We start from the raw sequence: 23,175 nt of genomic DNA on the forward strand, positions 1-23,175 counted from the left end.
CAGTTTGCAGACGCGATCCCGGCGTAGGACAATAGCCTCTGTGACAGCTGTCACCGCTCAATTGAATAAGCCTTTGATCTGCGGCGGGAGAGTCCTGCAAGTAGGTACAAGCAGGCGCCGTAGGAGCAAAACCTCCCCAGGAATCTCTCAGGCCCACGTACCGCCGCGGCAAGGCAACTCTGGAAAGCAGCAGGCTGCCCGCTTGAAATGTTCCGCCTTCGCGCGGACGGTTCACGGCATGCTGTGCTCACCGACGGTGCAAGCGGAGCTGTGCGAAAGCGCAGCAACGCGGAAACTCTCAGGTCCAATACAGAGCGGGGAGGAACCCGAATCAATGTGGCGTACCCTGCGTCGCCTTAGTTATGGAGTTCCTTTTGACCGTTAATTCAGCCTCCTCGTCCTTCGTCGACCGGCATATTGGCGCCCGCCGGCAGGCCGACGTCGAAGCCATGCTCAAGGCCGTCGGCTACGACACCGTCGACGCGCTGGTTGATACGGCAGTGCCCAACGACATCCGCCAGGACTCAGCGCTGGAGCTCGCGCCGGCCCTGAGCGAAGTGGAAGCACTGGCAGAGCTCCGGAAGCTTGCGGCCAAGAATAAGACGGCCGTCCAGATGATCGGCCAGGGCTACTACGACACCGTGACGCCCCCGGTGATCCGCCGCAACGTCCTAGAGGCACCCGCCTGGTACACCGCGTACACGCCCTACCAGCCGGAGATCTCCCAGGGCCGGCTCGAGGCCCTGCTGAACTTCCAGACCATGGTCCAGGACCTGGTGGGCCTGCCCATCGCCAACGCCTCGCTGCTGGATGAAGCGACGGCCGTGGCCGAGGCTGTGCTGCTGATGCGCCGGGCCAACAAGAACAAGACCGCCCACGACGGCAAGACGGTCCTGGATGCGGACTGCCTGCCGCAGACCATTGCAATCGTCAGGGGCCGCGCCGAAGCCCTCGGTTTCGAGGTGGAGGTGGCGGACCTCTCCCAGGGCCTGCCCGACGGCGACATCAACGGCGTTGTCCTCCAGCAGCCCGGTGTCTCCGGCCGCGTTTTCGACCACAGTGAGGTCATCGCCGCCGCCAAGGAACGCGGCGCACTGGTGACGGTGGCCGCAGACCTGCTCGCCCTGACCCTGATCACGCCCCCGGGCGAGCAGGGCGCGGACATTGCCGTCGGCTCCGCCCAGCGCCTGGGCGTTCCGCTGTTCTATGGAGGCCCGCACGCGGCCTACATGGCCGTGCAGAAGGGCCTTGAACGCTCCCTGCCCGGCCGCCTGGTGGGCGTCTCCAAGGACTCCGCTGGTGTTCCCGCCTACCGCCTGGCGCTGCAGACCCGCGAGCAGCACATCCGCCGCGAGAAGGCCACGTCCAACATCTGCACGGCGCAGGCACTGCTGGCCATCGTTGCCTCCATGTACGCCGTCTACCACGGCCCGGAAGGCCTGAAGGCGATCGCCGAAACCGCGCACGGCCACGCGAAGACCCTGGCAGCGTCGCTCAAGGCCGCCGGCCTGGACGTCCTGCACACCAGCTTCTTCGACACCGTGACGGTTTCCGTTCCGGGCAAGGCCGCCGGCATCATCGCCGCCGCCGAGCAGAAGGGCATCAACCTTCGCAGCATCGACGCCGACACCGTTGGCATCTCCACCGATGAAACCACGACGCCGGCCATCGTGGCCGACCTTCTCGCTGCCTTCGGTGCCAGGGCAGTGGAGGCGACTGACGGTTTCGCCCTGGACGCCGCCGTCGAGCGTTCCTCCGCGTACCTGCAGCACCCGGTGTTCAACACGCACCGCTCGGAGACCCAGCTGCTGCGCTACATCCGCAAGCTTTCCGACCGCGACCTGGCGCTGGACCGCACCATGATCCCGCTGGGTTCCTGCACGATGAAGCTGAACGCGACGGCGGAGATGGAAGCCATTTCGTGGCCGGAGTTCGCCTCGATCCACCCGTTCGCCCCGGATTCCCAGACCGAGGGCTGGCGCGAACTGATCGCCGACCTCGAGGCGCAGCTGACCGAGATCACCGGGTACGACCAGGTGTCCATCCAGCCCAACGCCGGTTCCCAGGGCGAGCTTGCCGGCCTGCTGGCCATCCGCGGCTACCACCTCTCCCGCGGCGATCAGCAGCGCAACGTCTGCCTGATCCCCGCCTCGGCGCACGGCACCAACGCGGCCTCGGCCGTGCTGGCCGGCATGAAGGTGGTCGTCGTGGCCACCGCCGCCGACGGCACCATCGACCACGCTGACCTGTACGCGAAGATCGAGCAGCACCGGGATGCGCTCTCCTGCATCATGATCACCTACCCGTCCACGCACGGCGTTTACGACGCCGACGTCCGCGAGGTCTGCGACGCCATCCATGCGGCCGGCGGCCAGGTGTACATCGACGGGGCCAACCTCAACGCGCTCGTGGGCTTGGCCCAGCCCGGCAAGTTCGGCGGCGACGTCTCGCACCTGAACCTGCACAAGACCTTCTGCATCCCGCACGGCGGCGGCGGCCCCGGCGTCGGTCCCGTTGCGGCAAAGGCGCACCTGGCTCCATTCATGCCGGGCGATGCGGCAACCTGGACCGAAGGAAACGACGTTCCGATCTCCGCCTCGCGCTTCGGCTCTGCCGGCGTACTGCCGATCTCCTGGGCCTACGTGAAGCTCATGGGCGGCAGCGGCCTGACCGAGGCCACCAAGTCCGCGCTGCTCGCCGCTAATTACGTGGCCGCCAGCCTCAACGACTTCTTCCCTGTGCTCTACACGGGCGAAGGCGGCCTGGTGGCGCACGAGTGCATCCTGGACCTGCGCGAACTCACGGCCAAGACCGGCGTGACCGCCGAGGACGTGGCCAAGCGCCTGATCGACTACGGCTTCCACGCGCCCACCCTGGCGTTCCCGGTCGCGGGCACGCTGATGGTGGAGCCCACCGAGTCCGAGGACCTGGGCGAGATCGACCGGTTCATCAAGGCCATGATCGCCATCCGCGGCGAGATCGACCAGGTGGCAAACGGCGACTTCACCGTGGAGAACAGCCCGCTGCGCAACGCACCGCACACCGCGGCCGCTGCGATCAGCTCCGACTGGGACCGCGCCTACCCGCGCGAGCAGGCCGTCTTCCCCGTGCACTCGCTCAAGCAGGACAAGTACTTCCCGCCGGTGGGCCGCATCGACGGCGCAGCCGGCGACCGGAACCTGATCTGCTCCTGCCCGCCGATCGAAGCCTTCGAGAACTAGATTCGTCCGGTGGTTGAGCCGGGCCCACGACCGGCACGTTCCCTGGCCGAGCCTGCGAGGCCAGGGAACGGGTGGGGACTGAAACCCCGGGTCCAACAGGCTCAACCCGCACATAAAGGATTCCTCAATGACTGAGAACTACACTGCCCTTTACGAGGAGCACAAGAAGCTGGGCGCCTCGTTCACTGACTTCGGCGGCTGGCAGATGCCGCTCAAGTACGGCTCTGAACTGGCGGAGCACCACGCCGTCCGCAACTCGGCCGGCATCTTCGACCTCTCCCACATGGGCGAAATCTGGGTGACCGGCCCGGATGCCGCAGCGTTCCTCGACTACGCCCTGGCCGGCAAGATCTCCGCCATGGCCGTCGGCAAGGCCAAGTACTCCCTGATCTGCAACGAGGACGGCGGCATCATCGACGACCTCATCGTGTACCGCCGCCCCTCCGAGGTTGAGGGCGCCGACAGGTTCCTGGTGGTCCCGAACGCCGGCAACGCCAAGGTGGTGGCCGAGGCACTGGTGCAGCGGGCTGGTTCTGCCAAGGAAGGCGGGTTCGACACCGCCGTCGAGGACGCCTCCGCAGAGACGTCGCTGATCGCGGTGCAGGGTCCCAAGGCCGAGGAGATCCTCCTCCGACTGGTTCCCGCAGCCCAGCACGAGCTCGTTACCGGTCTGAAGTACTACGCCGCCGTCGAGGTTTCCTTCCTGGTGGGGGGCGCCAGCCGGAACCTGCTGCTGGCCCGCACCGGTTACACCGGCGAGGACGGTTTCGAGATTTTCGTGGAGAACGACGACGCCGCTGCCCTTTGGCAGTCCATCGTCGCCATCGCGGAGGAGGGGGAGCTGACGCCGTCCGGCCTCGCCTCCCGCGATTCGCTCCGCCTTGAGGCCGGCATGCCGCTGTACGGCAACGAGCTCTCCCTGGAAGGCGACCCGTTCGCTGCCGGCCTGGGTCCCGTCGTCGCGCTGTCCAAGGAAGGTGACTTCGTAGGCAAGGCCGCGCTGGCCGCCAAGAAGGAAGCCGGAGCGGGATCCACCTCGGGCCGCAAGCTCGTGGGCCTCAAAGGCCTGGGCCGCCGCGCCGGCCGCGGGCACTACCCGGTTCTCAAGGACGGCAACGTCGTCGGCGAAGTCACCTCCGGCCAGCCCAGCCCGACCCTCGGCTACCCGGTCGCCATGGCGTACGTCGCCGTCGCCTACGCCGAGCCCGGCACAGCACTGGACATCGACCTGCGGGGTAAGGCGGAGCCGTTCGAAGTGGTCGCACTGCCTTTCTACAAGCGCCAAAAGTAGCACGGCGCCGGTTGAGCCTGTCGAAACCAGCGGCGAAATCCTCCCCGGCTCCGGGGCCGGCGGGCCCCAGTTTTCACGCGTGCTGCTCCTTCGTCGCTTTGACGCACGCTTTCGAAAACCGCGGCCAGCCAGCCCCTCGAGGGCAGCTCACCATCGGTAGTAACAGGACAAAACCGCAGCCGGGACCAGCGCCTTCGGCAGCCAAAGGTGCTGGGGGATGAGCCGCCTGCCGGGGGTTGGCTTGTCCGAATCGGCGGCTACGGCAAGCTCGATCATTGGGGGTTGAGCTTGCCGAACACTCGAGGCCAAGAAATCGACCGGAGAACCGCTTTATCTTTCACTGCCGTTTGTTCCCTTCCGGAACTGACGGCCGGAGACGGCGGGTGACTGGATTCCGGAAGTGAGCGTCTAAGGGAGCGTCGCGTCCGCTCAGCGGGCGCCTTCGCGACCGAGCTCACGGAGGAATTCGGTCACCCGCCTCCCAACCCGACCACAGCAGCAACGAGAATAAGGAACGAAATGGCAAAAGTTGCCCCTGAACTGCAGTACTCCGACGAACACGAGTGGGTCTCCCGCGAGGATGGGAACGTTGTGTCCATTGGCATTTCTGCCGTGGCCACTGACGCCCTCGGCGACATCGTCTACGTGGACCTTCCCGAGGTCGGCTCGGCCGTGACCGCGGGGGAGACCTGCGGCGAGGTGGAGTCCACCAAGTCGGTCTCGGACCTGTACTCCCCGGTGACGGGTGAGGTTACGGAGATCAACCCGGTCGTCGTCGAGGACCCCGCCCTGATCAACAATGACCCGTACGGCGCCGGCTGGCTGTTCAAGGTGGCCGCTGATTCCGAGGGCCCGCTGCTGTCGGCCGAGGAATACGCCTCCAAGAACGGCGGCGAGCTGTGAGCGCGGCAGGTGCCGCAGGCACAGAGACCGTGGCTTTCGAGCAGGTCGTATCCGCGAGCCTGAACGCTGACCTCGCGGAGCTGGACCCGGAGATCGCGGCCAAGATCGATGACGAGCTCGGCCGCCAGCGCTCGGGCCTGGAGATGATCGCGTCGGAGAACCACACCGCCGCGGCCGTGATGCAGGCACAGGGGTCGGTGCTGACCAACAAGTACGCCGAGGGCTACCCGGGCAAGCGCTACTACGGCGGCTGTGAGCACGTGGACGTGATCGAGCAGCTGGCGATCGACCGCGTCAAGGCCCTGTTCGGCGCCGAGTACGCGAACGTGCAGCCGCACTCCGGCGCCCAGGCCAACGCATCGGTGATGCACGCCCTCATCAAGCCGGGCGACACCATCATGGGCCTGAACCTGGCCCACGGCGGCCACCTGACCCACGGCATGCGGATCAACTTCTCCGGCCGCCTGTACAACGTGATCCCGTACCAGGTCCGCGAAGAGGACCACCGGATCGACATGGCCGAGGTGGAGCGCCTGGCCCAGGAACACAAGCCGCAGCTGATCGTCGCCGGCTGGTCCACCTACGCCCGGCAGCTGGACTTTGCCGAGTTCCGCCGGATTGCCGACTCCGTGGGCGCCTACCTGATGGTGGACATGGCGCACTTCGCCGGCCTGGTGGCTGCGGGCCTGCACCCGTCGCCGGTCCCGCACGCGCACGTCACCACATCCACCACGCACAAGACCCTGGCCGGTCCGCGCGGTGGCATCATCCTGACCAACGACGCTGACGTCGCCAAGAAGATCAACTCGGCCGTGTTCCCGGGCCAGCAGGGCGGTCCGCTGGAGCACGTCATCGCGGGCAAGGCTGTGGCGTTCAAGATCGCCGCATCCGACGAGTTCAAGGAACGCCAGGAGCGCGTGCTCGCCGGTGCACGGATTCTGGCCGAGCGCCTGGTCCAGCCGGACGTCACCGCCAAGGGGATCAACGTGATCTCCGGCGGCACCGACGTGCACCTGGTCCTGGTGGACCTGCGCAACTGCGAGCTGGACGGACAGCAGGCCGAGGACCGCCTCGCGGAAATCGACATCACGGTCAACCGCAACGCGGTGCCGTTCGATCCCCGCCCTCCGATGGTCACCTCCGGGCTGCGCATCGGCACGCCTGCGCTGGCCACCCGCGGCTTCGGTGAGGCCGCCTTCGCCGAGGTTGCGGACATCATCGCCGAAGCCCTGACGGCCGACGCCGGCGCGGACCTGTCCGGCCTGCGTCACCGTGTGGAGGCACTCGCCGCCGCGCACCCGCTCTACCCGGGCGTGGCGGCACTTGGCTGACGGTCACCGTTGGCCCGTTGGGGCCAGCATCCTCCGCGTGCTCGGTCGCGAAGACGCCCGCTGAGTGGACGTGACGCTCCCTCGGGGCCACACCCTCCGGGTTCCCTGGCTGAGCTTGCGAGGTTAGGGAGACGGTGGGGAGAACGCTTCCGGATGCCGGCCCCAAAGGGGCCCCGTCGGCTCACCTCCTTCAGAGTTCCTACCGCCAGTGAATGTGCAGTGTGGTGACCGGCGGATGGGAGGTGAGTGGATTCCGGAAGCGTGCGTCAAAGCGACGAAGGAGCAGCACGCGGAGGAATTCGGTCACCTCCCACCCAACCCGATGACATGTCTAGTTAGGATTGATTTATGGCCGTTGGAGTCTTTGACCTTTTTTCCATCGGAATAGGACCGTCCAGTTCACACACGGTGGGCCCGATGCGGGCCGCCGCGGTGTTCTCGGAGGAGCTGAAGTCCTCCGGCAAGCTGAAAAACGTGGCCTCCTTGCGGGTGGACCTGTACGGCTCGCTCGCGGCGACGGGGCACGGGCACGGAACCATGACGGCGATCCTGCTTGGCCTGGAGGGTTACCACCCCGAGCTGATCCTGCCCGATGAGGTGGAAGCACGGCTGGCGTCGATCGCGGAGACCGGGACGCTGCAGCTGGCCGGATCGGTTCCGCTGCCCTATGGCGTGGCGGACATGGTGCTGCGGCCGCTGACCGTGCTGCCCCGGCACACCAACGGCATGACGTTCACGGTGTTTGATGCCGCCGGCTCCGAGCTCCGGAAGGCGACGTTCTTCTCCGTGGGCGGCGGTTTCATTGTCCGCGAGGGCGAGGAGGACGCGGCCCAGCAGGAGCTGGAGGAATCGAAGAAGGAACTGCCCCTGCCGTTCCGCACCGCCGCGGAACTGCTGGAGCACTGCCGCGCCCAGGGCCTGTCCATCGCCGACATCATGCTGGTCAACGAACGCGCTTCCCGGTCCGAGGAGGACATCCGCGAAGGCCTGCTCCACATCTATTCGGTGATGGAAGGCTGCGTGGAGGTGAGCCTGAAGCGGGAGGGGCTGCTGCCCGGCGGACTGAAGGTCCGCCGTCGTGCTCCCGACTGGCACGAACGCCTCCTGAAGGAGGACAAGGACCGGGACCCCAAGTACTGGCAGGAATGGGTCAACCTCATCGCCTTGGCCGTCAATGAGGAAAACGCCTCCGGCGGGCGCGTGGTCACCGCCCCCACCAACGGCGCCGCGGGCATCATCCCGGCGGTGCTGTACTACGCGCTGTACTTTGCCCCCGGGATGGATAAGGCCCGCCAGGAAGACCGCGACGACGTGGTGGTCCGTTTCCTGCTCGCCGCGGGCGCCGTCGGGGTGCTGTACAAGGAGCAGGCGTCCATTTCCGGCGCGGAGGTGGGCTGCCAGGGCGAGGTGGGATCGGCGTCGTCGATGGCCGCCGCCGGGCTTGCCGAGGTCATGGGCGGCACACCCGCGCAGGTGGAGAACGCCGCGGAAATCGCCATGGAGCACAACCTGGGCCTGACCTGCGACCCGATCGGCGGGCTGGTGCAGGTGCCCTGCATCGAACGCAATGCGATCGCCGCTGCCAAGGCCATCAACGCCGCGAAGATGGCGTTGTGGGGTGACGGTTCGCACCGGGTCTCGCTGGACGAGGTCATCGTGACCATGCGGGAGACCGGCCGGGACATGAGTTCGAAGTACAAGGAAACCGCCATGGGCGGACTTGCGGTCAACGTCGTCGAGTGCTGACCGCCTAATCGGCGGTTGACCCGGTGCCTAATTGTTGGCGGCGGCCCACAGGTTGAGGCTCGCCGCGAAGATGACCCATGACAGGTAGGGCAGCATCAGCAGGCCGGCAGTGCGGCGGATCGGCCCGAACAGCAGCACGGCGGTGGCGACGGCAAGCGCAAGCGCAATGATGACGCCCAGCGCCAGCCAGAGGGCGGCCGAACCCCACACCGGAAACAGCCCGAAGAAGACGGGCGTCCACGCCAGGTTCAAGGCAAGCTGCACGCTGTAAACGGTGAGCGCAGCCCGGCGGTTCGGGCTACGGCTCCGCCAAACGAGCCAGGCCGCCACCGCCATGGCGGTGTACAGCACGGTCCAAACCGGCCCGAACACCCAGTTGGGCGGGGACCACGGCGCCTTGTTGGCCGCCGCATACCAGCCGGTGACATTGCTGATGGTCGCCTGCGAACCCAGCCAGGCCACCAGGGCGCTGGCTGCCAGGAACAACAGGAGTGCGGCCAGTTCGACGGCGGTGGGCCGCGGCTTGGGCTGCGCGCCGTCACTCCTGCTGCTGGCGCCTCTTCCGGCTTCCGCGGCTGGCCCGCGGTCCCTGCTTTCCATTGCTCTACAGTTGCCAGGGGCACAGCCGGAGTCAAGGCGGGAACGCCGGATTGTCAGGATGGCGTGCCACCATGGGAACCATGGGCGAAGGCTACGATCCCGGCTTCCTGCGCGAGGCCCTTGAGCTGCCGGGCCCGGAGGCGCCCACCATCCTCCTCGACTACACCCACTTCTCGGTGCGGCTGTTGCCGGCACGCAGGCTCGCAGCCGTGACCGGCGTCAACATCGACGGACAAGCACTGGTACCGCTTGGGCGCGAGGGAACCTGGCACTACGACCCCCGGGTGCCGCGGGGGCTCCAGACCGGACCCGATGTTTACCAGCACAACGACCTGGACCGGGGCCACCTTGTCCGCCGCCTGGACCCCGTCTGGGGTGATGACAGCACCGCGCTGACCGCAAACCAGGACACCTTCACATACCCGAATGCGGCGCCGCAGGCAGCAGCATTCAACCAGGGCAAGGAACTCTGGGCTGGTCTGGAGGACCACGTGCTCAACCATGCCGGCCAATACGACGCCAGGATCAGCGTCTTCACCGGACCCGTCCTCGACGCCGGCGACCTGCCGTACCGGGGCATCCAGATCCCCCGGAAGTTCTGGAAGATCGCGGCCTGGACCACGGATGGACGGCTGGCCGCGGCTGGCTTCCTGCTGGACCAGTCCCCGCTGCTGGGCCCGGAGGAACTGGCCCGGGTTGTCAGGGAACGCCTGCTGGCGGACGAGCCACCGCCGCTGGGGCCCTACCGGACCTTCCAGGTCCCCATTCCGCAAATCGCTGCCCTGACCGGCATGGTGCTGACGCGCCTCGCCGACGCCGACCGGTTCACCGCCGGCATTCCGGAAGGCGGCCCGGGGCCGGCAGCGATTGCGCTCACGGACCTTCGGCAGGTGCGGCTCTGACCAGGATCACGGGCCCGCGGCAAGCGGTACGGGAAGCCGGACGGATAGACTTGAGGCTGCTCCTCCGGCATCTGCACGAAACGTAAGCGAAGATTGGACACGGCACACTTGCGAGAATTCACTGCCCGCTTTGCCACCTCCGAAGAGGTTGCCAACTGGGACTCCCACGTCACCGCGAATCCGAACGGCGGAAACCTGCTGCAGTCGGAAGCCTTCGCCGAGGTCAAGCAGCACTTCGGCTGGAAGACCCTGCACCTCGTCTACGAAACAGCCGACTACACGAGCTACAACCTGGTGCTGGAAAAGAGCTTCCCGCTGCTCGGCAAGCTCTGGTACCTCATCAAGGGACCGGATGTGGCCGGCGTCGAGGACATCCCGGGCATTGCCGCGGCGAATGCAGAGTTCGTCAAGCGCGCCCGGCTGGGCGTCTTCGCCATCAAGATCGAGCCGGACATCATCCTCAGCGACGCCGCCCGCGGGGTCATCGAAGGGGCTGGGCTGGTCAAGACGCACAACCTGCAGCCCAACGACTCCACAGCACTGCTGGATATTTCCCCCGAGGAGAATCAGCTGTTGCGCAACCTCCACTCACGTGGACGCAACGCCGTCCGCCGCGCCATCCGCGAGGGCGTCGAAGTGCACAACGTGGACCCCAGCGAGGAAAACTTCAAGGCCATGTACGCCCTGATGACCGACACCGTCCAGGCGAAGTCGCAGGTCCGCGTCCGCGAATACGAGTACTACCGCCAGTTCTGGACGAACTTCATCAAGCGCGGCCAGGGCAGGCTTATGTTTGTGTACGAAAACGGCGTTCCCTCGGTGGGTGCCTTCGTGATCAACTACGGCCGCAAGGGCACGTACAAGGACGGCGGCTCCCTGCAGAAGCGCAATCAGTACGGCGATTCGCACCTGGTGCAGTGGACCGCCATCAACCAGCTCAAGGAGCTGGGCTGCACCGAATACGACTTCTGCGGGACGCCGCCCAGCGACAAGCTCAAGGACACGTCGAACCCCTTCCACGGACTGGGGCTTTTCAAGACCAGCTTCAGCAAGACGGTCACGGATTTCGTTGGCTGCTATGACCAGGTCATCAGCCCGCTGAAGTACAAGGCGTGGATTGCTGCCGGCGAACGCGTCGCCCGGCAGCTGTATACGCGCCGCACCGGGCAGCAGTTTTACTGAGGCATGAACGGCTAAGGCACTGAACGGCTAAGGCACTGAACGGCTAAGGCACTGAACGGCTAAGGCACTGAACGGCTAAGGCACTGAACGGAGGGAGCCCCGATGACCAAAGAACCCCGCGGCGCCAACCGGCAGCCCACGGACGGGCTGCCCAAGACGGAGCCGCTCACCGCCTCGCAGCTGCACCAGAACGCGGCGGCCAAGCGCATGCTGCGCCGCCTGGTCCAGGGGGAAAATCCGCCGACGGCACCACTGAGCATCGTGGACAGGCTCGCCGGGAGCCCCTACGCCAATCCCATGATCCAGGTGGGCGGGATCGATGAGTCCGCCCGCAAGACGATGGACTTTGCGCTGCATCTTGCCGAGTCCATGTTCCGGTACGGTGCCGGCGCCCTGGAGGTGGAAACAAGCATCATTGCCGTGACGGCTGCGCTGGGGCTGAAAAACATCGAGGTGGACATCACCAACCAGTCCGTGGGCATCAATTACGCAGCCAAGGACCAGACGCCCATCGCCCTCCTGCGGGTGGTCCGTTCCTGGACGAATAACTATGCGGGGCTTGCCCAGGTCCACCAACTGGTCACAGATATCGTGGCCGGCGGTGTCGGCCGGGACGAGGCCGTCCGCCGGCTCGACGAGATCCTCCGCCGCCCCAAGCCGTTCCCGCGCTGGATGGTGACGGTGGCGTTCGCGGTGTTCGCGGCCGTGTTCGTGGCCGTCATCGGCGGCGGTCCCGGCGCCTCGGCCGTCGCGTTCGCCTCCAACCTGCTCATCAGCCTGGTGGCCCGGAAGCTGGGCCGCTGGCGGACGCCTGACTTCTTCATCACGGCGGCCTGCTCGTTTGTGGTGACGGTCATCGCGCTGCTGATGTGGAGGTTCGGCAGCCCTGTGGGGATCCGGCTGGCCCCCGCCATTGTGGTGGTGGGCGGCATCCTGCTGCTGCTTCCCACAGGGCGGCTCGTGTCCTCGGTCCAGGATGCCATCAACGGCTTCCCAGTCACGGCTGCGGGCAGATTCCTGTCCACCCTGCTGACCTTCGGGGCCGTTGTCGCTGGCATCGCTGTCGCGTTTGTGGTGGGGGACAGGATCGGCATGGAGCCCATCAACGTCACGGAATCCTTCCCGCCTGCTTACCCGCTGTGGGTGCAGGTGATCCTGGTGGCCATCGCGGTCGTGGCGATCGGCATTACGGAACAGACGGACTGGAAGCTGCTGCTTCCGACGGCGGCCGTCGGTGTGGTGGGGCACCTGGCCCTCATCGGCGGCGAGGCGATCGGCATTGGCCCGCGGTTTTCGCCGGCACTCGCCGCTGTGGTGATCGGCCTGCTGGCCCGCGTGGTGGCGTTGAAGATGGGCGCCCCGCAGCTTGTGGTCGCCGTGCCGGCCGGTCTGATTCTCCTGCCCGGGCTCACCATTTTCCGGTCGATGTACGTCCTGACCATCGAGGAGTCCGAGATCCTGCTCGGGGCGGGCGGGATGCTCAGCGCCGGGGCGATCGTGTTTGGCGTTGCCGGCGGCATTGTGCTTGGTGACACGCTGGCACGGCCGCTCACGCGGAGCCTCGCCAGCAATGAGCGGCGGCGGTCCCGCCGCCGCTAGGGCCCTGCTGGATCTTTCCGGGTTAGATTTTGCCTATCGGCAGCTTCTTCTCGGCCTGGAACACGTCCTCGACGCGGCCCTTGGCCCAGTAGCCGGACAGCGAAACCTGGCTGCGGTCCAGGCCGCGCTCGCGGAACAGCACGTCCCGCAGGCCCTTCATGTAGCCCCGCTCGCCGTGCACAAAAACGTTCACGCGGCCGTCGGGCCAGGCGGCGTTGCGCACTGCTTCCACCAGCTGGCTGCTCTCACCCGCGGGAACGTCGCCGCGCTGCAGCCAGACCAGCTCAAGCCCGGCAGGGACAGCAAGCGCCTGGACGTCAGCCTCCGTGCCCACTTCGATGAAGGCCAGGCCGCGGGCCTGCGCGGGAAGGGATTCGATGACGGCGGCAACTGCCGGCAGTGCTGCCTCGTCGCAGGCCAGCAGGTACCAGTCCGCGGCCGGATCGGGGTTGTAGCCGCCCCCGGGGCCGGTGAAGATGAGGCTGTCGCCCGGTTCGGCCGCGGCAGCCCAGGGACCGGCCAGGCCTTCGTCTCCGTGGACCACGAAATCAATGGCCAGTTCGCCGGCGGCCGTATCCACCCAGCGGACCGTGTATGTCCGGGTGTGCGGCCACTGCTCCCGGGGCATCGTTTCCCGGACGGCCCAAAGGTCCAGGGGCTGGGGGTAGTCCACCCCGGGCTGCGGAAAGACGATCTTGACGTACCGGTCCACGAAGTCGTTGTTGACGTAATCAGCGAACCCCGGGCCGCCGGCGACGATCCGCACCATGTGCGCGGAAAGCTGCTCCCGGCGAAGGACAGTCAGGGTGACCTGCGGGCGGGATTTTTTCGTGGCGGTTGTGGGGGCCGGAAGGGAAGTCATGGAGGTAAGCCTAGCCTAAGTACCTTAGCGGGACGGCGGGGAGTTCCCAGTCCACAGGCCCGGCGCCCTGCTCTTTCAGCAGGTCGTTGGCCCGGCTGAACGGCCTGGAGCCGAAGAAGCCCCGCGAGGCGGAGAGCGGGCTGGGGTGGGCGCTGGCCACCACGGGTGTGCCGCCCAGCAGGGGGCGGACGCTCTCGGCGTCCTTCCCCCAGAGTAGGGCGACGAGCGGCGCTGTGGTTCCCTCCGCTGTACGGCGGCCAACGACGGCGGCAACAGCGGCCGTCGTGACCGTTTCCCAGCCCTTGCCCCGGTGGGATCCCGCAGCGCCCTCACGCACGCTCAGCACCCGGTTCAGCAGCAATACGCCCTGGTCCGCCCAGGCGCCCAGGTCGCCGTGGATCCGCGGCGGCAGGCCCAGGTCCGCTTCAAGCTCCTTGTAGATGTTGGCCAGGCTGCGCGGGATGGGGCGGGTGCCGGAGTCCACGGAAAAGGCGAGCCCCACGGCATGTCCGGGTGTGGGGTACGGATCCTGGCCCACGATCAGGACCCGTACCCCGTTCAACGGCTGCCGGAAAGCCCGGAGGACGTTCGACGCCGACGGCAGCACACGCTGCCCGGCCGCCTCCTCGCTGGCGAGGAAGGACAGTACGGACCGCAACTCGGCCTCCACTCCCGCCAGCGCGTCCGCCCAGTCAGGTGCCATCAGCTCGCCGAGGGGCAGCCCGGCCAGCTCCGCAAAGTCCGGGCCAGCCGCCATTGTGGGCTCGAGGTCGAAGAGTGGTTCAGGTTCCGTCACGGTGTCCATTCTCCCGCAATGATGCCGGAAGCCCGGTGCCAGCCTCCGGGGCGCGGAGGCCGGTGCCGCCGCGCCGCAAATGACAAGGCTGTTATTCCTCCGTAACATAGGGGAGGTACTTTGACCGGATTCAGCTAAGGAGAGCGCAGTGGCCGAGCCGTTGCAGGACCACCTCGCGGAGCAGGATCCAGGGCAGGACTCAGCGCTGGAGCACGGGCTGCGGAGCGGCTCGCTGCTGGACGACTTCAGGCTCAGGGACTCGCCACTGAGCGAGCGGGAGCAGCAGATTCTCGCCCTGGAACGGCAATGGTGGAAGTACGCCGGTGCCAAGGAACAGGCCATCCGCGAGCTCTTTGATTTGTCCGCGACGCACTACTACCAGATCCTTAATGCCCTCATTGATACAGAGCACGCGCTGGCCCACGACCCCATGCTCGTGAAGAGATTGCGTAGACTACGTACGTCACGTCAGCGGGCCCGCACTGCTCGCCGCCTTGGATCTGACGCGTAACTGCTAGTGCCGGACTGCCGGCGAAAACCAACAAGGACGCCTGTTTACCATGACTAATTTTGCTCGGGACGAATTTGACAGGGTGCCTGAGGTCTCCTCCCGGCAGGGCGTACACCGCGATGTCTCTGCGCCGTCGCGCCCGAAGTTGTGGCCCATCCTTTCCGTGGGAATCGGCGCGCTGGCCGTCGGCCTGGTTGCTTTCCTCCTGCTGCCGCAGCTGGGTTTCCAGCCCGCCATCGCGCCGCAGCCTGCCGCTGCGGCCGGCACTTCCACGGTGTCGCCCAGCTCAACGGCGACGACGTCTGCGCGTGCGACGCCCAGCGCCACCGCCTCGGCCTCGGCGTCCGCCTCCGAAACGGCTTCGCCCTCCGCGCTGGAGCCCGCCACCTCGGAAACCATTGCCCCTGCGGCGGTGGACAAGTCGCAGCCGGTTGCCATTTTCAATGGCACGCTGACTTCCGGACTGGCCGGACGTGTGGGTGCCACAGTCAAGTCCGACGGCTGGGTGCTCGGTGAGGTGGCCAACTGGCAGGGTGCACCCCAGCAGCAGTCGGTGATCTTCTACTCGGACGCTGCCCACAGGGCCAACGCCGAGGCGCTCAGTGCATTGCTGAACATCCCCACGCTGGTGGAGAGTGCGGACTTCCCGACGCCCGTTGTGGTGGTGCTGGGCCCCGGCTACGAGTAGCCATTCCGGTTACGCCTGAATAACTATTGCCGTCGCTGCCGGCCGCTGGCCTGCGTCTGAAAGGGCTTGACTGGATAGAGTGATGGCAGGCTTCAAGGCGTAATTCACGGCACACACCGACGTGGGCCTTACGGGAGCAACCTGAAAGTGTGGGGATCATGGCATTGGGAACCGTGAAATGGTTCAACGCGGAAAAGGGCTACGGCTTCATCACCGTTGACGATTCGGGCGACGACGTCTTTGTGCACTGGTCGGCCATCCAGACCGACGGGTACCGGGCACTGGATGAGGGCCAGCGCGTGGAGCTGGAAGTGGGCGAAGGCGAAAAGGGTCCGCAGGCAGAAAATGTCCGGCCCGTCTAGTGGCACGCCGCACAGGTCTCCGGGGTTCTGCTGTCTGGGGCGCCGCCGTCGTGCTGACGGTGGGTGCCTGCTCAGGGTCCGGGGACAACGCCCGGACGGCTCCGGTGGAAGCCAGTGGCGACGGGACCCTGCGGATCGGGCTGATCCTCGACAACACCGGACCCCAGGCCTTCCTGAACGCCGCCCAACTGGCCGCCGCCAAGCTCGCCGTCCAGGAGATCAACGCGGCAGGCGGGCACAAGGGCCGGCCCGTCGAGCTGCTGCCTGAGACAACCGAGGGCGACACCGGCGCGCAGGCCCGGAAACTCGTCGATGCCAAGGCGGACGTCGTGATTGGTCCCACCGATTCCAGCCGTGCGCCGGCCGCCATCGACGTGCTGTCCAAAGCCAGGATCACGCTCATCTCTCCCGCCAACACGGCTCCGGAACTCAGCAGCTACAAGAGCGGCGGCTACTACTTCCGGACGGCCGCGGCGGACATCGCACAGGCTCCTGTCTTGGTGAAACTCGCCAAGGACGCCGGTGCCAAGAGCCTCGCGGTGGTCTACGAGGACGGCAGCTACGGCCAGGCCGTGTCTGCAGCAGTGTCCGCTTCCGCCAAGGCCGGCGGGCTGGATCCGGTCACCGTCTCCGGCTTCAAGGCGGGCGAGGCACAGAAGTCCGCGGCCGCCGCCCGCGACGTGGCGCCGGACGCCGTCGTCGTCATTGCCCGGGACGGTGCGCAGGGCGCCATCGCCGAGCTCACCAACGCCGGACTGCCGGGCAACAAACTCATCCTGGGCGACGGCGCCTTCAGGCAGTACGGGTCCGACCTCGGATCAAAGTCGCTGGAGGGAACACGCGCCCTGGTGCCCGGGGTCTTCCCCTCGGCGCACTTCCAGGCTGAACTCGTGGCCGTCGATGCGGGACTCAAGGACACAACGTTCGCGGCCGAAACCTATGATGCCGTGAACCTCGCGGCCCTGGCCGCCGCTGCGGCAGAGGACGACGCCGGTGCCTCCATCGCCGGTACGCTCATCTCCGTCTCCGGCGGCTCTTCCGGCAGTCGGGCGTCCGCCTCACCGTCCGCCTCGCTGTCCGGCGAGCCGGCCGTCTGCTCGACGTACAAGGACTGCCTTGCCGCCATCCGGGACGGAAAGGCCATTGACTACGACGGCGAGTCAGGACCTGTCCGCTTCGATGCGAACGGAGACGTGACTGCCGCGAAGTATATGGTGTTCACCTACGGAGCCGACAACAAGGCCAAGCTCACGGGCAGCGAGGCAGCCGGCAGGTCTGCCGGCTGATCGCTGGCAGCGAATACTCCGCCCGGTTGCGGGAAAAACAAGCACATCTGCTTGCACTCTCCCCGGGGGAGTGCTAATTATTGATTAGCACTCCAGCGTGCCGACTGCTAAAGGGTCGTCCGGTTCACACCGGCACCACCCCGGCAGCGACACAAGGAGCGAAAGAAACACCTGGTTGGGGTGAGATCCGGACTGTCAGGCGTACAGAGGCCTGCGGAATGGATCGTCCGTCGCGGGCACCGCAGCGAGGTTCCTTCTTAACGACTGTCCCGAAAGGACTACTGCCGTTATGGCCAAGATCATTGCATTTGATGAAGAGGCACGCCGCGGTCTTGAGCGGGGCCTGAACATCCTCGCCGACGCCGTCAAGGTCACCCTCGGCCCGCGTGGCCGCAACGTCGTCCTCGAAAAGAAGTGGGGCGCCCCCACGATCACCAACGATGGTGTTTCCATCGCCAAGGAGATCGAGCTGGACGACCCCTACGAGAAGATCGGCGCCGAGCTGGTCAAGGAAGTTGCCAAGAAGACGGATGACGTCGCTGGTGACGGCACCACCACGGCCACCGTCCTGGCCCAGGCACTGGTCAAGGAAGGCCTGCGCAACGTCGCGGCCGGCGCTGACCCGCTGTCCCTCAAGCGCGGCATCGAGAAGGCCGTTGAGGCCGTCACCGCTGAACTGCTGAACTCCGCCAAGGAAATCGAAACCAAGGAAGAGATCGCAGCCACGGCTTCCATCTCCGCCGGTGACGACGAAATCGGCGCCCTGATCGCCGAAGCCCTGGACAAGGTGGGCAAGGAAGGCGTCATCACGGTCGAGGAGTCCAACACCTTCGGCCTCGAGCTGGAGCTCACCGAAGGCATGCGCTTCGACAAGGGCTACATCTCCGCGTACTTCGTCACGGACACCGAGCGCCAGGAAACGGTCCTCGAAGACCCGTACATCCTGATCGTCAACTCCAAGATCTCCAACGTCAAGGAACTGGTTGCTGTCCTCGAGAAGGTCATGCAGTCCAACAAGCCGCTGCTGATCATCGCCGAAGACATCGAGGGCGAGGCCCTGGCCACCCTGATCGTCAACAAGATCCGCGGCACATTCAAGTCCGTCGCCGTCAAGGCTCCGGGCTTCGGTGACCGCCGCAAGGCACAGCTTGCTGACATCGCCATCCTCACCGGCGGCCAGGTCATCGCCGAGGAAGTGGGCCTCAAGCTTGAGACCGCCGGCCTCGAGCTCCTGGGCAAGGCACGCAAGGTTGTCGTGACCAAGGACGAGACCACCATCGTCGAAGGTGCAGGCGACGCCGACCAGATCGCCGGACGCGTTTCCCAGATCCGCGCCGAGATCGAAAACTCCGATTCCGACTACGACCGCGAGAAGCTGCAGGAGCGCCTGGCCAAGCTGGCCGGCGGCGTTGCAGTCATCAAGGCCGGTGCCGCCACGGAAGTTGAGCTCAAGGAGCGCAAGCACCGCATTGAGGACGCTGTCCGCAACGCAAAGGCTGCCGTCGAAGAGGGCATCGTTGCCGGTGGTGGCGTGGCCCTGATCCAGGCCGGCGCCAAGGCATTCGCCAACTTGAACCTGACCGGCGACGAAGCAACCGGTGCGAACATCGTCCGCGTTGCCATCGACGCCCCGCTGAAGCAGATCGCCTTCAACGCCGGCCTCGAGCCCGGCGTTGTGGTCGACAAGGTCCGCGGCCTGCCTGCCGGCCACGGCCTGAACGCTGCAACCGGCGAATACGTCGACCTGCTGGCCGCCGGGGTCAACGACCCCGTCAAGGTGACCCGCTCTGCCCTGCAGAACGCGGCATCCATTGCCGGCCTGTTCCTCACCACCGAGGCCGTTGTGGCCGACAAGCCGGAGAAGAACGCCCCGGCCGTCGGCGGCGGCGACGAGATGGGCGGCATGGGCGGCTTCTAGCCTCCCGCTGCTCCCAGCGTCTAAAAAGTGCGGCCCCCTCCACCGAGGGGGCCGCACTTTTCTGTCTGCGCTTTTGTCTGCGCATTTTTTGTCTGTCCAGTCTGGCAGGATGGTTCGGTGACGATTACTGCAGCAGCCGACGGTTCGGCATTGGGAAACCCGGGTCCCGCAGGGTGGGCCTGGTACGTGAACGACGACTGCTGGCGGGCCGGCGGCTGGCCGCACGGCACCAACAACCAGGGTGAGCTCATGGCCGTCCTGGACCTCTTCCGCTCCACCGCGCACCTCCCCGACGAGGACCTGCACATCCTCTGCGACAGCCAGTACGTGATCAACTCTGTGACAAAGTGGATGCCCGGATGGAAGCGCAAAGGGTGGCGCAAGGCGGACGGCAAGCCCGTGCTGAACATGGACATCCTCAAGGACATCGACCGGGAGCTCGCCGGGCGGAAGTACAGGTTCGAATGGGTCAAGGGCCACGCCGGGCACGAGCTGAACGAGGCCGCCGACGAGCGCGCCAGGGCCGTGGCACTCGCCTACCAGCAGGGCGTTGCCGCCCGCTCAGGACCCGGATTCCCCGACGCCGAACCGGCAGCAGCCCGACGGGCCGTCAAGGAGGGCCGTGGCGAGGGCGGTATCCCTTCGCTGTTTGAACCTGAACCACCGGCCCGGGGCGCGGCTGAATCAGCGGCCCGGGGCGCGGCCGGGACCCCGGTCCGCAGCGAAGCCGCCAAGCAGGACCGCTTCGAGTCCGGGACCCCCGCTCTCTTCGGAGACGAGCCTGACCTCTTCAGCGAACTGGGCGCCGGCGAACTCGGTGACGAGGCGTTTGCGGAACCCCCTGTGGGCGCCACGCCCGAAGAGATTGTCGAGGCCCTAGAACGTGAGCTCCTCCGCCCGGATGTCCGCAGCGACATCGGCCGGACGGGCCAGCTCCTGCACCCGGACTTCACGGAAATCGGTACCGCGGGGCGCCTCTGGACCCGTGACGCGATGATGATGTCCCTCGAGGAGAGCCCGTCCGGTCATGTCGACCTGGACGTTCTCAGCGCCGACCGGATCGGCACGGACACGGTCCTGCTGACCTACCGCAGCTACTCCCGTGCCGGCTCAGCCCTGCGGAGCTCCCTGTGGGTCCTGGACGGCGAACAGTGGCGCCTGCGGTTCCACCAGGGCACACCCGAGGCCTGAGCCGCCGCCGGCCGTGTCAGCTGAAGCGCTGCGCGTTGCCCTGCTCCGCCTGCGCGTAGGTGTCCGCGGCCGACGACAGGGCGAGGTTGATGGAGGCGAGGGAGGCCTCCACCTTGCCCTGCGTCAGTGTCCACTCGGCAACGAGGGCCTGGAAGTTGGTGGCAGCCGAGCCTCGCCACGTGGCCTGCAGTTCGTCCAGGCCGTGCTTCATCGCCTGGACGTCGGCGCTGATCCGGTCAACGGTCGCCTTGACGTTGGCTGATTTCACCTGCAGTAGGTCGGTATCGACGGAAATGATGCTCATGGCGGGCCTCTCGACAACTTGAGGGACTGCCCCGGCAGGGCAGTCGCTGTGGCTGGCGGATCGGCCGTTCCGGTCCGCTACGTCGAGCCTAGGAACCCGCCGGCGGGCGGTGCCATAGCCGGTTTTCGCTATGTGGATAACCGGTTCCCGCCAGCTGCCCGGTTCCCGTGGGCAGCACTGTCCCCGGCAACGCTGTTCCCGTCGACGCTGTTCCCGTCGACGCTGTCCGAGAACGTCCCGATGCTGTCCACCTCCGGGCCATACGCCTCCGGACTGTCCGCCTCGGGGGAGTCTTCCCGGAGGGGGAGGCTGACGACGAGGGTTGCGCCTCCGCCGTCGGTACCCTCCACCTGGACGGAGCCGCCATGCGAGCCGACAATGGCAGCCACAATCGCCAGTCCCAGCCCGCTGCCGCCCGTCTCCCGGGTGCGTGACGTGTCGGCCCGGTAGAAGCGCTCGAAGACCCTGGGCGCCTCCGTGTCGGAGATCCCGGGGCCGTGGTCCCGGACCTCGAGGACGGACTGGGCGGAACCGTCGTCGGCCCGCCGGACGCCCACGGCGAGTTCGATGGGAGTTCCCTCGGGCGTGTAGCGCAGTGCGTTGCCCACCAGGTTGCCAATGACCTGGCGGAGCTTCGCCTCGTCGCCTAGCACCGGCGCCGGTTCGGCGCTGCCGTTGTGCAGGCCGGTCAGGCTGATGGTGCGCTTCCGTTCGCTGGCCTGTGTGTCCACCACGGCGTCATGGGCGAGCAGCTGCAGGTCGATGGGCTTGCGCTGCAGCGGCCGCTGCTCGTCAAGCCGTGCCAGCAGCAGCAGGTCCTCCACCATGGAGCCCATCCGCTTGGCCTCACTCTCGATCCGGCCCATGGCGCTGGCCACATCCTCCGGCGACTGCAGCGCGCCGTGCCGGTAAAGCTCCGAGTAGCCCCTGATCGTCACGAGCGGGGTGCGCAGCTCATGGGACGCGTCCGCGGCAAACCGGCGCATCCGGTCCTCGGAGGCCATCCGGGCCGCGAAGGCCGCCTCAATGTGGGCGAGCATGGCGTTCAGCGACCTGCCGAGGCGGCCCACTTCCGTGGAGGGGTTCTCCACGTCGACGCGGCGCGACAGGTCGCCCGCGGCAATGGCGGCGGCGGTCTTCTCCACCCTGGCCAGCGGGCGGAAGGACCTGGTCACGGTCCAGTTGGCGATGAAGAAGGCGAGGATGAGCGTCAGTACCCCGACACCCACCCCGACCAGGCTGATGTGGCGCAGTACCTCATCCACCGTGGACAGCGGCAGCCCGATGACCACCACCGCCCGCTGCTGTTCACTGCCAACAACAACGGGAACAGCCACCACGCGCCAGTTCTTGCCGTCGGTGCCCCGCACCTGGTAAGGGCGGAAATCACGCTCGCGGGCCTCGTCAACGGTGATCGACGCAATGTCGGGGCGGGCCAGCTTCTCGTCGATGGGGTCCCGCTGCGTTCCCGGATAGTAGAGCGTCACCGTGTAGTCCGTGGGCACTGCCGGGTTGGCAATGGGGGAGATGGAGCGCTGCGACTGGGCGGCAGCGACGGCGGCCCGCAGCTTGTCGTCCACCTGGCCCTCGAGGTAGCCGCGCAGCAGCGTCAGCGCAACCGCCCCGGTCACGGCCAGCGCCACCAGCAGGAGCGCCATCATGATGGCCACCAGCTGCGACCGGAGGGTGGCGGACTTCCAGCGCTCCAGCGCGGACCTCCATCGCTCCAGCAAGGTCAGCGCTTTTCTGCTGTCCGCAGCACGTAGCCGACGCCGCGCTTGGTCTGGATGAGGGCCGGGGCGTCGGGATCGATGTCCACTTTGCGCCGCAGGTAGGAAATGTAGGACTCGACGATGGAGGCGTCACCGTTGAAGTCGTATTCCCAGACGTGGTCCAGGATCTGTGCCTTGGACAGGACCCGGTTCGGATTGAGCATCAGGTAGCGGAGCAGCTTGAATTCGGTGGGGGACAGCTCGATCACCTTGCCGCCGCGGCGCACTTCGTGGGCGTCGTCGTCGAGCTCCAGATCGTCCACCCGGATGACGGCCTCGTCATCCTCCAGCATCGGCTGCGTCCTGCGGAGCACGGCGCGGATGCGGGCCACCACCTCATCCAGGCTGAAGGGCTTGGTGACATAGTCGTCCCCGCCCACTGTCAGCCCGGTGACCTTGTCCTCCGTGTCATCCTTGGCGGTCAGGAAGAGGACGGGGAAATGCTTGCCGGCGGCGCGCAGCCGGCGGGTGACGGTGAAGCCGTCCATGTCCGGAAGCATGACGTCCAGCACCGCGAGGTCGGGGGCGTGTGCCTCGACAGCAGCCAGCGCCTCCCGCCCGTTCCCCGCGGACACCACTTCAAAGCCGGCGAAGCGCAAGGACGTGGAAAGCAGCTCGCGGATGTTCGGTTCGTCATCAACCACGAGGAGCTTCGCTTCGGCGCTGTTCTTTTTCATATCTCCCATGATGCTCCCAGAATCTGGGAGTTT

General features: G+C 66.8%; 20 protein-coding genes and 1 riboswitch. Of the genes, 14 read left to right on the top strand and 6 right to left on the bottom strand.

The features are described 5' to 3' along the window. The first annotated feature begins 74 nt into the window (after window positions 1-74). A riboswitch (glycine riboswitch) is annotated at window positions 75-173 on the top strand. A gap of 189 nt (window positions 174-362) precedes the next feature. The 5 genes from gcvP to QFZ23_RS05325 all read left to right on the top strand — a co-directional run bounded on the left by gcvP (window position 363) and on the right by QFZ23_RS05325 (window position 8,492). After that, window positions 363-3,221, top strand: coding sequence for an aminomethyl-transferring glycine dehydrogenase (gene gcvP / locus QFZ23_RS05305; RefSeq protein WP_373427847.1), 2,859 nt, complete (start codon window positions 363-365; stop codon window positions 3,219-3,221). Window positions 3,222-3,348: 127 nt separating this feature from the next. Continuing rightward, on the top strand, window positions 3,349-4,512 hold the full coding sequence (gene gcvT, locus QFZ23_RS05310; RefSeq protein ID WP_306921050.1) for a glycine cleavage system aminomethyltransferase GcvT: 1,164 nt from the start codon (window positions 3,349-3,351) through the stop codon (window positions 4,510-4,512). Window positions 4,513-5,031: 519 nt separating this feature from the next. Further along, window positions 5,032-5,415, top strand: coding sequence for a glycine cleavage system protein GcvH (gene gcvH, locus QFZ23_RS05315; RefSeq protein WP_306921053.1), 384 nt, complete (start codon window positions 5,032-5,034; stop codon window positions 5,413-5,415). A 29-nt stretch (window positions 5,416-5,444) separates the two neighbouring features. Continuing rightward, a complete protein-coding gene (glyA, locus tag QFZ23_RS05320) occupies window positions 5,445-6,746 on the top strand; it encodes a serine hydroxymethyltransferase (protein ID WP_306921055.1) in 1,302 nt (433 codons plus the stop codon). 348 nt (window positions 6,747-7,094) lie between these two features. Further along, window positions 7,095-8,492: an L-serine ammonia-lyase gene (locus QFZ23_RS05325; RefSeq protein WP_306921057.1), complete on the top strand. Its 1,398-nt coding sequence runs from the start codon at window positions 7,095-7,097 to the stop codon at window positions 8,490-8,492. Window positions 8,493-8,519: 27 nt separating this feature from the next. Here the strand turns inward: QFZ23_RS05325 and QFZ23_RS05330 are convergent, their stop codons facing one another. Further along, window positions 8,520-9,092 carry a TspO/MBR family protein gene (locus tag QFZ23_RS05330; protein WP_306921058.1) on the bottom strand — a complete coding sequence of 191 codons (573 nt, stop codon included), beginning with the start codon at window positions 9,090-9,092 and terminating at the stop codon, window positions 8,520-8,522. A gap of 71 nt (window positions 9,093-9,163) precedes the next feature. Here QFZ23_RS05330 and QFZ23_RS05335 point away from each other — a divergent pair, with 71 nt between their 5' ends. The 3 genes from QFZ23_RS05335 (at window position 9,164) to QFZ23_RS05345 (ending at window position 12,775) form a co-directional block, all read left to right on the top strand. After that, complete coding sequence (locus tag QFZ23_RS05335) at window positions 9,164-9,994, top strand: DNA/RNA non-specific endonuclease (protein ID WP_306921060.1); 831 nt, start codon at window positions 9,164-9,166, stop codon at window positions 9,992-9,994. Window positions 9,995-10,102: 108 nt separating this feature from the next. After that, window positions 10,103-11,176: a lipid II:glycine glycyltransferase FemX gene (locus QFZ23_RS05340; protein WP_306921062.1), complete on the top strand. Its 1,074-nt coding sequence runs from the start codon at window positions 10,103-10,105 to the stop codon at window positions 11,174-11,176. Between the two features lie 102 nt (window positions 11,177-11,278). Next, window positions 11,279-12,775, top strand: a complete 1,497-nt coding sequence (locus QFZ23_RS05345; protein WP_306921065.1) for a threonine/serine ThrE exporter family protein — start codon at window positions 11,279-11,281, stop codon at window positions 12,773-12,775. A 22-nt stretch (window positions 12,776-12,797) separates the two neighbouring features. Here the strand turns inward: QFZ23_RS05345 and QFZ23_RS05350 are convergent, their stop codons facing one another. Both QFZ23_RS05350 and QFZ23_RS05355 read right to left on the bottom strand, forming a co-directional pair. Continuing rightward, window positions 12,798-13,637 carry a siderophore-interacting protein gene (locus QFZ23_RS05350; RefSeq protein WP_306921067.1) on the bottom strand — a complete coding sequence of 280 codons (840 nt, stop codon included), beginning with the start codon at window positions 13,635-13,637 and terminating at the stop codon, window positions 12,798-12,800. A 10-nt stretch (window positions 13,638-13,647) separates the two neighbouring features. Further along, entirely contained in the window at window positions 13,648-14,442 is a 795-nt protein-coding gene (locus QFZ23_RS05355; RefSeq protein WP_306921069.1) for a uracil-DNA glycosylase, read from the bottom strand. 139 nt (window positions 14,443-14,581) lie between these two features. Here QFZ23_RS05355 and QFZ23_RS05360 point away from each other — a divergent pair, with 139 nt between their 5' ends. From QFZ23_RS05360 to QFZ23_RS05385, 6 genes are all read left to right on the top strand, one after another. Beyond that, a complete protein-coding gene (locus tag QFZ23_RS05360; RefSeq protein ID WP_373427848.1) occupies window positions 14,582-14,944 on the top strand; it encodes a DUF3263 domain-containing protein in 363 nt (120 codons plus the stop codon). 49 nt (window positions 14,945-14,993) lie between these two features. Then, complete coding sequence (locus QFZ23_RS05365) at window positions 14,994-15,632, top strand: LytR C-terminal domain-containing protein (protein WP_306921071.1); 639 nt, start codon at window positions 14,994-14,996, stop codon at window positions 15,630-15,632. Window positions 15,633-15,790: 158 nt separating this feature from the next. Then, window positions 15,791-15,994 carry a cold-shock protein gene (locus QFZ23_RS05370; protein WP_306921073.1) on the top strand — a complete coding sequence of 68 codons (204 nt, stop codon included), beginning with the start codon at window positions 15,791-15,793 and terminating at the stop codon, window positions 15,992-15,994. Beyond that, the gene (locus tag QFZ23_RS05375; protein ID WP_306921075.1) at window positions 15,994-17,280 is read left to right on the top strand and encodes an ABC transporter substrate-binding protein; all 1,287 of its coding nucleotides are present in this window, start codon (window positions 15,994-15,996) and stop codon (window positions 17,278-17,280) included. The genes QFZ23_RS05370 and QFZ23_RS05375 overlap by 1 nt, the downstream gene beginning before the upstream one ends. A 289-nt stretch (window positions 17,281-17,569) precedes the next feature. Next, the gene (groL, locus tag QFZ23_RS05380; protein WP_003804695.1) at window positions 17,570-19,198 is read left to right on the top strand and encodes a chaperonin GroEL; all 1,629 of its coding nucleotides are present in this window, start codon (window positions 17,570-17,572) and stop codon (window positions 19,196-19,198) included. Window positions 19,199-19,315: 117 nt separating this feature from the next. Continuing rightward, the gene (locus tag QFZ23_RS05385) at window positions 19,316-20,389 is read left to right on the top strand and encodes a ribonuclease HI family protein (RefSeq protein ID WP_306921078.1); all 1,074 of its coding nucleotides are present in this window, start codon (window positions 19,316-19,318) and stop codon (window positions 20,387-20,389) included. 16 nt (window positions 20,390-20,405) lie between these two features. On the opposite strand, the gene QFZ23_RS05390 is transcribed toward QFZ23_RS05385, so the two are convergent. From QFZ23_RS05390 to QFZ23_RS05400, 3 genes are all read right to left on the bottom strand, one after another. Beyond that, complete coding sequence (locus QFZ23_RS05390) at window positions 20,406-20,693, bottom strand: WXG100 family type VII secretion target (protein ID WP_111902971.1); 288 nt, start codon at window positions 20,691-20,693, stop codon at window positions 20,406-20,408. A gap of 128 nt (window positions 20,694-20,821) precedes the next feature. After that, window positions 20,822-22,354 carry a sensor histidine kinase gene (locus tag QFZ23_RS05395; RefSeq protein WP_306926675.1) on the bottom strand — a complete coding sequence of 511 codons (1,533 nt, stop codon included), beginning with the start codon at window positions 22,352-22,354 and terminating at the stop codon, window positions 20,822-20,824. A 74-nt stretch (window positions 22,355-22,428) separates the two neighbouring features. Continuing rightward, a complete protein-coding gene (locus QFZ23_RS05400; protein ID WP_043419482.1) occupies window positions 22,429-23,142 on the bottom strand; it encodes a response regulator transcription factor in 714 nt (237 codons plus the stop codon). Window positions 23,143-23,175: the final 33 nt, after the last annotated feature.

Source organism: Arthrobacter globiformis, from assembly GCF_030818015.1.
Classification (GTDB): domain Bacteria; phylum Actinomycetota; class Actinomycetes; order Actinomycetales; family Micrococcaceae; genus Arthrobacter; species Arthrobacter globiformis_C.